This window comes from Pallidibacillus pasinlerensis (assembly GCF_009996845.1).
Classification (GTDB): domain Bacteria; phylum Bacillota; class Bacilli; order Bacillales; family Caldibacillaceae; genus Pallidibacillus; species Pallidibacillus pasinlerensis.
The window spans coordinates 1-12,084 of the sequence record NZ_JAACYS010000087.1 but is presented as its reverse complement, the minus strand read 5'-3'; the positions used below and the strand labels follow the sequence as shown (position 1 = coordinate 12,084).

General features: G+C 32.5%; 12 protein-coding genes. 7 read left to right on the top strand and 5 right to left on the bottom strand.

Going from position 1 to position 12,084, the window contains the following annotated elements; all coding sequences use genetic code 11:
* Window positions 1-317: 317 nt before the first annotated feature.
* The 5 genes from GW534_RS14410 (at window position 318) to GW534_RS14390 (ending at window position 4,292) form a co-directional block, all read left to right on the top strand.
* The gene (locus tag GW534_RS14410; RefSeq protein ID WP_161921691.1) at window positions 318-497 is read left to right on the top strand and encodes a DUF4083 family protein; all 180 of its coding nucleotides are present in this window, start codon (window positions 318-320) and stop codon (window positions 495-497) included.
* A 180-nt stretch (window positions 498-677) separates the two neighbouring features.
* A complete protein-coding gene (locus tag GW534_RS14405) occupies window positions 678-1,397 on the top strand; it encodes a FadR/GntR family transcriptional regulator (RefSeq protein ID WP_161921690.1) in 720 nt (239 codons plus the stop codon).
* 33 nt (window positions 1,398-1,430) lie between these two features.
* A complete protein-coding gene (locus GW534_RS14400) occupies window positions 1,431-2,150 on the top strand; it encodes a (Fe-S)-binding protein (RefSeq protein ID WP_161921689.1) in 720 nt (239 codons plus the stop codon).
* Window positions 2,151-2,163: 13 nt separating this feature from the next.
* Window positions 2,164-3,588 carry a LutB/LldF family L-lactate oxidation iron-sulfur protein gene (locus GW534_RS14395; protein ID WP_161921688.1) on the top strand — a complete coding sequence of 475 codons (1,425 nt, stop codon included), beginning with the start codon at window positions 2,164-2,166 and terminating at the stop codon, window positions 3,586-3,588.
* Window positions 3,588-4,292: a LutC/YkgG family protein gene (locus tag GW534_RS14390; RefSeq protein ID WP_161921687.1), complete on the top strand. Its 705-nt coding sequence runs from the start codon at window positions 3,588-3,590 to the stop codon at window positions 4,290-4,292. Before GW534_RS14395 ends, GW534_RS14390 begins: the two co-directional genes overlap by 1 nt.
* 152 nt (window positions 4,293-4,444) lie before the next feature.
* Here the strand turns inward: GW534_RS14390 and GW534_RS14385 are convergent, their stop codons facing one another.
* The 5 genes from GW534_RS14385 to cls all read right to left on the bottom strand — a co-directional run bounded on the left by GW534_RS14385 (window position 4,445) and on the right by cls (window position 10,232).
* Window positions 4,445-5,626 carry an FtsW/RodA/SpoVE family cell cycle protein gene (locus GW534_RS14385; protein WP_161921686.1) on the bottom strand — a complete coding sequence of 394 codons (1,182 nt, stop codon included), beginning with the start codon at window positions 5,624-5,626 and terminating at the stop codon, window positions 4,445-4,447.
* 301 nt (window positions 5,627-5,927) lie between these two features.
* Window positions 5,928-7,097 carry an MFS transporter gene (locus GW534_RS14380; RefSeq protein WP_161921685.1) on the bottom strand — a complete coding sequence of 390 codons (1,170 nt, stop codon included), beginning with the start codon at window positions 7,095-7,097 and terminating at the stop codon, window positions 5,928-5,930.
* Between the two features lie 189 nt (window positions 7,098-7,286).
* Window positions 7,287-8,006, bottom strand: coding sequence for an MFS transporter (locus GW534_RS16850; protein WP_407670488.1), 720 nt, complete (start codon window positions 8,004-8,006; stop codon window positions 7,287-7,289).
* A 23-nt stretch (window positions 8,007-8,029) separates the two neighbouring features.
* Entirely contained in the window at window positions 8,030-8,482 is a 453-nt protein-coding gene (locus GW534_RS16845; protein ID WP_312854684.1) for an MFS transporter, read from the bottom strand.
* A gap of 301 nt (window positions 8,483-8,783) precedes the next feature.
* Window positions 8,784-10,232: a cardiolipin synthase gene (gene cls / locus GW534_RS14370; RefSeq protein WP_161921684.1), complete on the bottom strand. Its 1,449-nt coding sequence runs from the start codon at window positions 10,230-10,232 to the stop codon at window positions 8,784-8,786.
* 363 nt (window positions 10,233-10,595) lie between these two features.
* Between cls and GW534_RS14365 the strand changes: the two genes are divergently transcribed.
* Complete coding sequence (locus tag GW534_RS14365) at window positions 10,596-11,678, top strand: ATP-binding protein (RefSeq protein WP_161921683.1); 1,083 nt, start codon at window positions 10,596-10,598, stop codon at window positions 11,676-11,678.
* 203 nt (window positions 11,679-11,881) lie between these two features.
* The gene (locus GW534_RS14360) at window positions 11,882-12,058 is read left to right on the top strand and encodes a twin-arginine translocase TatA/TatE family subunit (protein WP_161921682.1); all 177 of its coding nucleotides are present in this window, start codon (window positions 11,882-11,884) and stop codon (window positions 12,056-12,058) included.
* The last annotated feature ends 26 nt before the right edge of the window (window positions 12,059-12,084 follow it).

The window sequence follows — 12,084 nt, the reverse complement described above, 5'->3', positions numbered from 1 at the left end:
TATCTAAAAGGAAAAGCTAACATACCAGTTTATAAAGCATTAAAAGAGTTGTCTGGCTTTTAAAAAAGGCAAAATTCTTACCAAGAGAGTAACCTAAGAGTTTGAATCCGCTTTCAAATTTAAGGTGTGAAAAAAACTGCCTATAAATACTTGACTCAAACTTTTTCCCTGTTGGGATTGAATTATACCAAATACATACGATAAACTTAATATCGAGAGGTAGCGAAAGAAAACATACTTATCTACTTTTCAAATTAATTAAAAGCTTGTTAATCTGTCTTTTTACTTCAATATTTTGGGGGATGGAGGAGAGTTATGTGAATGAAGGTATAGTACTAGGTGATGCTATATACCAAATAGTAGTCTTTTTAGTATTGTTCAGTATTATTTGGGCAATCTTCTCGATTATTCGAAATAGTATTAAGAAAAAGAAGCATATTGAAAACATCGATAGAAAGTTGGATAATCTTATTGAACAAATAAAAAAGGATAAGTAAAATGCTGGCACATGTTGCCAGCATTTTATAATTTTTGATATTTTCCAAAAAGGTAATTAATTATACTTGATTAAATTAAAGAATAGTTTAATATATAAGTAAGGTCATCAGATGACCCTATTTCTGAGAAATATGATAACGTAAATCGTATATTAGAGATTTAGGGAATGAGGATGAAGTATGGTTTATAAACGAATTCGTACTAAAAAAATTTATGAAGAAGTTGCCGATTCACTAATTAATATGATCAAGCAAGGTCTTTTAAAACCAGGTGACAAGTTAGATTCCGTTGAAAAGATGGCTGAAAAATTTGGGGTAGGAAGGTCTGCTGTTAGGGAAGCATTAAGTGGATTACGTTCGATGGGGCTTGTAGAAATGAAACAAGGTGAAGGAACTTATGTGGCTGAATTTAAACCAGCTAAATTTAAGCTACCTGTAAGTACAGCGTTTTTAATGAAAACAAAACATATTAAAGAATTGTATGAAGTTCGTAAAATCCTTGAGGCTGGTACAGCGGAAATAGCCGCATTGAAACATGAAGATTTTGATTTAGAGGAAATTGAAAAAGCTTTAAACAAAATGGAAACTGCTAATGCTTATGGAGATGAGGAAGTAGCAGCAAGTGCTGATGCTGATGCTGAATTTCATATGGCGATTGCTAAAGCTTCTCAAAATAATCTATTAATCAATTTAATGGGAAGCGTATCTGAACTTATTAATGAAACGATTAAAGACGCACGGCAAGTATTACTTTGTTCTGAAAATCGTTCTGATAAATTATTAAACGAACATAAGGAGATATTTGAAGCAATAAAGAAAAGGGACGAAGTGAATGCACGTAAAGCAATGTATAAACATTTAGAAGGTGTCAACCTAGAATTAATAAAATTTCTAGATTAAAAGAATAAGAAGATAATAGTAGGGGTGTTATCAATGAGAGTATCAATATTTGCTACATGTATAAATGATATTATGTTTCCGAATGTGGTAAAAAATACGGTTGAAATTTTAGAAAGGTTTGGTTGCCTTGTTGATTTTCCTTATGAACAAACATGTTGTGGCCAGCCTACTTATAACAGTGGTTATGTTAATGAGGCAAAAAAGTCTATGAAGCGAATGATTCGTGCCTTTAAAAATTCAGAGTATGTTGTGGGGCCATCAGGTTCATGTGTAAGTATGATCCGTGAATATCAGAAAATTTTTAAGGGGGATCCGGAATGGGAAGATTCGGCAAAAGAACTTGCTATGAAAACTTATGAACTTACTCAGTTTTTAGTAAATGTGTTAAATGTGACAGATGTTGGTTCAACTTTTAAAGGCCGAGTTACGTATCATCCATCTTGTCATATGACCCGCTTATTAGGTGTTAAAGATGAACCTCAAATTTTATTGAAAAATATTAAAGGTGTTGAATTTATTGAACTTCCACACGCCCATGATTGTTGTGGATTTGGTGGTACATTTGCAGTGAAAAATTCAGATATATCTCGAGAAATGGTGAAAGAAAAATCACAACATGTTATTGAAACTGGGGCTGAATATTTAGTTGGTGGAGATATGGCTTGCCTTATGAATATCGGCGGTCGTATGCAACGGGAAGGAAAAGATGTTCGTGTCATTCATATTACGGAAATTTTAAATACTGTGAATTAAAGGGGTGGAAGGAATGAGTTTAAAGTTAAAAGAAACAGCTTATAGCAAACGAATCAAAGAAGGAATAAAGGATGATTTTGCTAGGAATGCGGTAGCGTCAGCACAAGGAAGATTTAGAACCGGACGGTTAACACAAGCTGCAATTTTAGGGGATTGGGAAGAATGGCGACGTTTAGGTGAAGAAATACGCTCACACACGATTGAAAATCTTGATTATTATTTAATGCAATTGAGTGAAAATGTTTCTAAACGTGGTGGAAATGTGTTTTTTGCTTCTACGGCAGAAGAAGCAAACGATTACATTAAAAACATTATTAAACAAAAAAACGCCAAAAAAATCGTCAAATCAAAATCAATGGTTACAGAAGAAATCAAGTTAAATGAGGCAATTCAAGAAACTGGAGCAGAAGTTGTGGAATCAGATCTTGGTGAATGGATACTACAATTAGATGGAGATCAACCATCCCATATTGTTACGCCAGCTTTACATAAAGACCGTGAGCAAATGCGACAAACTTTTACTGAAAAACGTGGATATACTGGCTCTAGTGATCCAGACGAATTAGCACAATTTGCAAGGCAACAATTACGTAACGATTTTTTAACTGCTGATATAGGGATTACAGGATGTAACTTCGCCATTGCTGAATCGGGAACGATTACCCTTGTTACAAATGAAGGAAATGCGGATATGGTATATTCAGTTCCAGATACGTTAATTACAGTTATGGGAATGGAGCGTATCGTACCAACTTGGGAGGAAATGGAAGTATTAGTAAGCTTATTAACTCGCTCTGCTGTCGGTGCTAAAATTACGAGTTATGTAACAGCATATACAGGTGTCCGCTCAGAAGAGGAAATTGATGGACCTGAAGAATATCATCTTGTCATTGTTGATAATGGTCGTTCAAAAATATTAGGAACAGAATTTCAAGCAGCACTTCATTGCATTCGGTGTGGAGCTTGTATGAACGTTTGTCCCGTTTATCGACATATTGGTGGACATGCTTATAACTCAGTATATCCAGGACCAATAGGTGCTGTGTTGACTCCATTATTAGACGGATATGAAGATCATAAAGAATTACCGTATGCATCCACGCTTTGTGGTGCTTGTACTGAAGCATGTCCAGTAAAAATACCACTTCATGAGATGTTAATTATGCATCGACAAAAAATTGTAGAAGAAGAAAAGAAAGCCCCATTATCAGAAAAATTGATGATGAAAGGTGTAGGGATGTGGGGAGGAAATCCTAGCATTTACAATATGAGTACGAAGATGGCTCATACAGCATTAAAACCTTTTGAAAAAGATGGTGTAATTAAAAAGGGGCCGGGACCGTTAAAAGGTTGGACAGATTCTCGTGATTTACCTGCTCCTCCGAAAGAATCATTCCGTCAATGGTTTAAAAATAGAGATAAAGGGGGGAAAGCGTGATGGCTGTCCACAATCGTGAAGAATTTTTAAATCATGTTGCCAAAAGACTTGGTCGCCCACTGAAGCTGGAAGGTGTTAAACGTCCAAAGTGGAGCGTGACCCCACAAATTGATAAATATAAGGATTTATCAAAAGAAGAACTAATTGATATGTTGATTAAACAAGCACAAGAAATTGGCACTAATGTGTTTCGGACAAATAAAGATGGACTAGTCAACGTATTGAAGGATGCAATTAAAGAATATGAAGGAGTAAAAATTATTACCGCAAAAGATAAACGAAATGAAGATTATGGACTTATTGCCTTTTTTGATTCGGAAAAAGATTTACAAGTGCACGTATGGGACTATGAGTTAGGTAAAGATAATATGAGAATTGCAGAACAAGCGGACATTGGAATTATTTTTAGTGATATAACTTTAGCAGAAACAGCGACAGTAACGATTTTTAACAATAAAGATCACGGTAATTCAATTGTTATCATGCCAAAGGATTATATTGCAATAATACCAACAAGTACGATTGTTCCTCGTTTTACTCAAGCAGCAAGTCAAATTCATAACCGAATTGCTAATGGAGAACAAATAGAAACTTGCGTAAGTTTTATTACAGGACCTAGTAATAGTGCCGATATTGAAATGGTCCGTGTAGTCGGCGTTCACGGCCCCGTACGAGCAACATATATTTTAGTAGATGATGAATAAACGCTCTGTTAGTTTTATAGGAAAATATCTTATTCATATAAGTTTTGATTATTAATTGTCAATACACATATATTATATCGACGCAAAAAGGTGGTTCATCAACATGATGGATCACCAATTTTTTATTTATAAAATAGTTGTGCATATCTCATTTATTGATCTAAACTACTTTCTGTAGTGAACATGTATTTTTTAGCGTTAACTTTCATATTCATGACAAGCCCTAAAGTAACCATCACGGTGATTAATGAGCTCCCACCATAACTTATAAAAGGTAAAGAAATCCCTGTAATTGGTAGGATACCGACACTCATTCCAATATTTTGAAAAACTTGGAACAATATAAATCCTGTGATACCTGCACCAATATATTTTCCATAGTTTTCATGATATGATAAGGAAATCGTTACGACTTTATATATTAATAATAAAAACAGCATAATGACAAAGGCAGATCCCATAAACCCGAACACCGCGCCGACTACGGAAAAAATCATATCTGAATAGGCGAGTGGAACTTCTGGTTTGTAGTCATTGGCAAATTCATATCCACTAATATTTCCAGCCCCAATATGTGTTATCGCTTGTGTCATTTGATGTGCTGAATCTGGAAAATCCTCTGGTCTTAACCAACCGTAAAAGCGGCTAGCAACATGGTCTGGTAACAAACCTAAAACGTTATTGAAGAAATAGTTCTCATTTCGAAAATACAAATAAACTAAAGCTCCTCCTACAATTGTTGGAACGGATAAAATAAAAGTTATAATAGTTCGCAAGCGAATTCTTGATACAAACACCATACATACAAAAATAGATAAATGGGTTAACATGTTTCCTAAATCAGGGTAAAAAAACAAAATAACCATGATTGGAATTAAACAGAGAACCATTTTTCCAATTAAAAACAGTTCGTTACCTAGACTATCTTTTTTATATTTGTGACTATCAAGCAGTTTTGCTAACATTAAAATAAATCCGAACTTCATGAGTTCAGCAGGTTGAATAGAAACAGATTTAATTTGATACCAACCGAGTGCTCCATTTATTTCAGCGGAATAATCTGTGCCTGCTAAAAGAATAATGCCTAGCAGAAGAACAAGACAAATAAAGTAAATATAGTAAGTAAAATGTTTAAAAATATCTAAATCTATTACCGTAACGATAAAAAATAAAACTATAGAAAAGATATAAAAGAAAATTTGTTTATATGTATAGTTTTCATTTGTAAAGTTCATTTCATATGCTGCAGATAAAGTCATAAAACTGACAATTGCTAAGAGAAATATGATGAATAAGAAGTGTAAATCTAATTTATCTAACCAGTTTTTAATCATCGGACGCTCCTCAATCCTTTAATCTATATTATTAGTACACTATAATTGTATTATCTTGTTGATCCCTTGAAATATTGAAGTCATTATAATGTATTTTTTATATAAAATATCTGGTCTTATTATCTATTTATATGACGGGTGTTTAATTTATTTTGTTTCACCCATGTAAACATATGTGTAATCTAATTGAAATATGATAGGCAGATTTTGTTTTACTTAAGCATGTTAAAAAAGCTAGTGATTCTTTTATTATTTTATAAAAAGAAAAACACTAGCTGATTTATATTCATTATATAATATGCTAACTATTTTCAATATTTCTTAAGCGAACACGATAAACCTGGAACAATAATAATGCAAATAAGGATAAGATTACACCAGAAATGTAAGGAAGAAAAATATGTAGTGAAAATATTAAACCACCAAGGGGTGGTCCAATAATTCTACCTAAAGAATCAAAAGATGATAGTAATCCAGTAATATTTCCGTGTCCTTCAGAAGATGTTTTTGTAAGTAAAGCAGAAATAGCCGGGCGAATAACACCATTTCCAACACCAAAAATAGTTAGGAAAATTGCTGCTGTGACGAAACTGTCTGTAAATAATATTAAACTAAAGCCAATTGCAGAAACAATGATCCCTGCTTGAATGATTTTTCCTTCGCCAAACTTTTTCGCTAACGGTCCCATAACACCACCTTGAACGATGGCGCTACCAAGACCCATTAACATAAATATATATCCTATATGTTTTGATTGTAAACCAGCTTGTTCAGCTGCAAAATAGGCATACGTTGCTTCTAATCCTGCTAATGATACAGAAATAAAAAACTGTAAAATAAATAAAATGGCCGTTGTTCCTTTAAAGGCATTCCATCTTGAAGGAGTTGGGCCAGAACCCTTTAACTTTCTTTTTTCTTTCGGTAATGATTCTTTTAATACAAATATAACAAGAATACAAGTAATTAAGGATGAAAGGGCCGAAATATAAAAAGGTAAAGTAAAGTTGATGTCTGAAAATACCCCACCAACTGCTGGTCCAAAAATAAAACCTAAACCAGTGGCAGCTCCAATGATTCCCATTCCTTTACTACGGTTTTCTTCAGTAGTAATATCCGCAACATAAGCCATCGCTGTTGGCATATTGGCAGCTGATAAAGTTCCTCCTAAAATTCTTGCGACAAATAACATGAATAATGAATCGGCAATCGCCATTAAGAAAAAGGAACAAGCTAAACCACTAATTCCAATAATAAGAATTGGCTTTCGACCGATTTGGTCAGATAAGCGTCCCCATAATGGAGCAAATAGTAACTGCATGAATGAATAGACTGCCATTAATAAACCTAATTCAGTAGGAGAGGCACCTAAATCTTCAGCATAAAAGGGGAGTACTGGTATGATGATACCGAAACCAATAAAGACTAAAAACATGATGAAAAAAAGAATCGGTAAAACTTTTTTATTTTCCATGTAATGACCTCATTTTGTTGGAATATCAATTCTATCGTTTAATGTAGCTGATAAATTCATTTTAACTTCTTTATTAATGAGAATTCAACTTTCATACCTTGAAGGAGAAAAACGGAAGCGTAAGGTATATTTTTCAATCTTATTCCTTATATTTTCAACATAAAAAAGCTGCAGTATCGCAGCCTCGTTTTAAGATTGAACAGATTGTTCCTCTGATTTTCCTGTGTGACGAACGCAGATGATTGATATTAGCGCAACTGCCATACAACTTGCAGCTACAACAAATAACCAATTATAATTCGTTAAGTCAACGATATACCCCATTAATGGCGGACCAGTAATGGCAGCTAGTGATGAAACGAGATAATATAGTCCTGTTCGAGTACCGATTGCTTCTTCACTACCTGTAGATACAATAAATGGGTAAGAGTTAATATTAATACAAGCCCAGAATAATCCGCCAATAAACAATAAAGTACGTAACATCCACATGGAATCTATTAAATTTACACTTAAGAAAACAACGATTAAACCGATGATTCCGATCATAATTATTCTTTTTTTCCCGAACTTTGCCCCGAGAAATCCACTTGGAATGGCAAATAAAAGAAAACTTAAAGCGAAGAAAGATAATGTTAATGAAGCTTGACCGTCTGTCATTCCATAAACATTTGTTGCAAATAAAGTAAATAATGCTTCTATCCCTTGATAAGCGACGAACCAAAAGAAAATAGCAAATAAAATATATAATGTAGAAGGATTTATTTCTTTTTTATAATTTATTTTCGGTTTTTCTTCTGTTAACGAGTATTGAATTGCCTCACGTTTTTCTTTAATCGAATTGGACACTATCATTAATGCTAATAGTAAGACAATGGCAGCTGTCCAAAATGGTACGGTAGGATGTATATCATAAAGAATAGCACCGCCTGCTAATGCGAGAATAGAACCGACCCCACCCCACCCATAAAGTTAATGATCCCGTTTGCGGTTGTCCGCTTGTTTTCAACGGTAATATCTGGCATAAGTGCAATCGTCGGTGATCTGAATATTGCCATTGCGAGGTTTAAACAAAGGATGAAAACAATTAAAGTAAGTAAACTAAAGTGGAGCGGAACTAAAGCAACGAATATCGCGGCAATCGGCATGCCAATCAATAAATAAGGCATCCGTTTACCAAATCGAGTATTCGTTTTATCGCTAAGGTTACCGATATAAGGTTGTAGAAATAGGGCAATATAATTATCTAAAGTCATTAAAAAACCAATAAGTGCAACATTATTTGGAATAAATTCTTCTAAAAATAATGGTACAAATGCATTATATAAAGCCCAAGTTAAACTAATACTTAAGAAACCGAATCCTAAAAGCCAGGTTTTCTTCATTAATTTTTCTCCCTTCAGTTTATACATAACATTAAATTATATTTTATAAAAAGTAATTTTAGACAAAGCTTATTTATTGTAAAAACTAGATTAATTTTTACAAGATTATAAAAGAATACTTTATTTTATACTTTTGTAACGGGAGATATGGAAACAAAGTTAATGATTTTGTATTAAAAAAATTAATATTTCAATAGATTTTATCATATGATTTATAATTTTTGAAAATTAAACGAATAAAAAAAGTCGCCATATTTGGCGACTTGTAACAGATTACTTTGGGAGTTTAGTGTTTTAAGTTTTATAAAATTGGTGACAATAGACGTGAAATTGATTCTTTAAAGCGAATAATTAAAGGTCGTTGTAAGTATTGGTAATAGGTGAGGCGACGGGACTTTTCGATATCTTGTTCAAACACTTTTACAAGTCGTTTGGCTGTATCTGAATCATATATAAAGGCATTCACTTCAAAATTCAGTTTAAAGCTTCGTACATCAATATTTGCTGTACCTACAGAAGCGGCTAAGTCGTCAACTACGATCATTTTTGCATGGATAAAACCGTTGTCATAAATGTAAACGTTTGCACCTGCTTCTAACAGTTCCCCAATATACGATAACGTAGCCCAATATACAAAAATATGGTCTGGTTTATTCGGAATCATAATATTTACTTCGACACCAGATAAAACGGCAATACGTAATGCGTCTAAAATACTATTATCTGGGATGAAATAAGGGGTCTGAATATAGATGGATTTTTTTGCTAAAGAAATCATTTTAATATAACCATTTTTAATATGTTCATATTGGGAGTCGGGACCACTTGTTACAATTTGAATTGGGATATTTCCAGTTTGATTAATTTCAGGAAAATATTTTGGATCATAATAAATATCATTTCGGTCTGAGGCTTGGTTCCAATCTAAAATAAAGCGAATTTGTGCAGCGTGAACTGCTGTTCCTTCAATACGTAAATGGGTGTCACGCCAATAGCCGAATTTTTTTACTAATCCTAAGTATTCATCACCAACATTAAAACCGCCGACATAAGCAATTTTCCCATCAATCACGACAATTTTTCGGTGGTTGCGAAAATTAATGCGCAAGTTTACAAGCGGTATTTTGGAAGGGAAGAAGACTTCCACGAATCCACCAGCTTTTTTTAATTTGTTAAAGGATCGCTTTTTTATTCTTCGTGAACCCATTTCATCATATAATATTTTAACTTCAACGCCTTCTTCAGCTTTTTTTGTTAATAAATCAATTAATTTTGTTCCTAAATCATCATCACGGAAAATGTAATATTGTAAGTGGATATGATGTTTCGCCGCTTCTATGTCTTTAAATAATGATTTAAACTTATCGTTTCCATCGGTGAAAATTTCCAGGTTATTATCGTTCGTAATTAAGGCATTGTTGTTAGCTAAGAATAAATACATCATGTCACGATAGTTTTCCATTTCTTTTGTGAGTGGATCATAATTATAACTTTGCAACTCATTTTTTTGTTTTTGAATTAAATCATCTAAGCCAATTTTCTTTAAGTCTTCCCAAACAAATAGTTTTTTTCGCTTTAAATTTTGTCCTAATGTTAAATAGAGCACAAATCCGAGTAATGGAATGAAAAAGAGAACGAGTAGCCAAGCCCATGTTGAACTAGGATTTCTACGTTCAAAAAAGACGACAATTGATGCAAAAATAAAGTTTAAGAAGAAAATTATGGTAACAAAAATTGTAAGAAAACTCATATATATTACGCCTTCCTATTGAATAATCTGTAATAGGTCGATCAATTGACAAATGGATTATTATTGGAAAATAAAAATATAACCATTGTTTTTTACTAATAGTCAATTACATCCATATTATATAACATTTAGAATTTAAATGAAAACAATAAGAAAGTTATAAAAGGCTGGTATAACTTTATCTCATTTAGACGAAAAAATTATAATTTATTCAATATTGGTTTAAATTTACAGAAAACTTTGTTATAATACGGTTTAATTATCGAACAGAACGTTGAAAAAGTTTTTTTGTATAATAAATGAACGATGGACCTCTGTATGAAATCATTTAATAATTTCACGAGGGAAATGAGGTAGAGAGCTGTGTCTATTCTTTCGCAAAATCAAACAAATTACGATGATAAGTTGAATGACTCTGTTAAAAATATCATCCAGTTTATATCTAATTTATATAATCATGTTTTATTAAAAAGTACAACAAAGGGAAAAATTAATTTTGTTACATCAAATATAAGGACCTTATTAGGTTATGAGGACCACGAAGTATTAGATATGTTTTTACATGATTTGATTCATGAAAATGATCGAAAACAATTGCTTGTGTTATATAAAAGTACTAACTCACAGCAACTTTATAAAATATCGGTACGTATGAGGAAAAAGGATGGAATTTTTTTACCGATTGTTCTTATCATTTATCAAATACATAATAGTGATAGAAATTTAGAAGAATTTTTTTATGTGATGAAAGAAATTAATCTTACTCAAGAAGAAAGTTTATTACAAAGTGACAAAATGGCCTTAATTGGTCAACTTGCAGCCGGAGTCGCCCATGAAATACGTAATCCATTAACTTCTTTAAAAGGTTTTATTCAGTTAATGAGATCCGATACAAAAATGAATCACGATTATTTAGAAATTATGGAAAATGAGATTGATCGCATTGATTCAATTTCAAATGAATTAATGGCCTTAGCTAAACCGGCGCCAAAGAATTACAAATTACATAACTTACAAACGATTTTTGAAAACTGCATGACATTGTTAGAAAGAGAAGCGATTCAAAAAAGAATTAAAGTTGTACGCCAATTTTTAGATGAAAATGTAAAAGTATATTGTGATGAACAAAAAATTAAACAAGTGATCATTAATTTAGTGAAAAATGGCCTTGAAGCGATGGATAAGCCAGGCTGTTTAACAATCCGCATTGAAAAAAATAAGGAATATGGTATTCTTTACATTCAAGATGAAGGTACAGGTATTCCAAAAGATTTAATGAAAAAACTTGGTCAGCCATTCTTTACGACTAAAACATGTGGCAACGGTCTCGGTTTGATGATGTGCTATAAAATAATTGAAGAACATAATGGTAAAATTCAGGTTGAAAGTGAATGGGGAGTTGGTTCAACTTTTAGCATATACATACCGACTGAACCAGCTTGTTAAATTTTTTAACTACACACATACTGTAAATCGTAAAACAACTCACAAATTCGCGAGTTGTTTTTTTGAAATAAAATATAAAGACAAAGAGTGGTTGAATTTTATTTATTTTGAGTTGAAATAATATTTAGAAAAATGTATGATGAAAGTAGTTACCATTGTCCAAGTTTTGTTTATCGTTAGGTCGAAATTGAAGGGGGAGAAAAATGAACTTAGGTATTGGAGAAGTAGCAATCATATTAATTGTCGCTTTATTAATTTTTGGACCGTCAAAATTACCGAAATTAGGGCGAGCTGCTGGCGAAACCCTTCAAGAATTTAAAAAAGGTATGAAACAGGTAATTGACGATGATGATCAAAATAAACAAAAAACAAATGACTAACCTCCTTGAAAAAGGAGTTTTTTTAT

What these genes read in the sequence shown, in the direction of transcription:
- GW534_RS14405 (WP_161921690.1), top strand. Translation starts at nt 678, where the DNA reads ATGGTTTATAAACGAATTCGTACTAAAAAAATTTATGAAGAAGTTGCC.
- GW534_RS14400 (WP_161921689.1), top strand. Translation starts at nt 1,431, where the DNA reads ATGAGAGTATCAATATTTGCTACATGTATAAATGATATTATGTTTCCG.
- GW534_RS14395 (WP_161921688.1), top strand. Translation starts at nt 2,164, where the DNA reads ATGAGTTTAAAGTTAAAAGAAACAGCTTATAGCAAACGAATCAAAGAA.
- GW534_RS14390 (WP_161921687.1), top strand. Translation starts at nt 3,588, where the DNA reads ATGGCTGTCCACAATCGTGAAGAATTTTTAAATCATGTTGCCAAAAGA.
- GW534_RS14385 (WP_161921686.1), bottom strand. Translation starts at nt 5,626, where the DNA reads ATGATTAAAAACTGGTTAGATAAATTAGATTTACACTTCTTATTCATC.
- GW534_RS14380 (WP_161921685.1), bottom strand. Translation starts at nt 7,097, where the DNA reads ATGGAAAATAAAAAAGTTTTACCGATTCTTTTTTTCATCATGTTTTTA.
- GW534_RS16845 (WP_312854684.1), bottom strand. Translation starts at nt 8,482, where the DNA reads ATGAAGAAAACCTGGCTTTTAGGATTCGGTTTCTTAAGTATTAGTTTA.
- cls (WP_161921684.1), bottom strand. Translation starts at nt 10,232, where the DNA reads ATGAGTTTTCTTACAATTTTTGTTACCATAATTTTCTTCTTAAACTTT.
- GW534_RS14360 (WP_161921682.1), top strand. Translation starts at nt 11,882, where the DNA reads ATGAACTTAGGTATTGGAGAAGTAGCAATCATATTAATTGTCGCTTTA.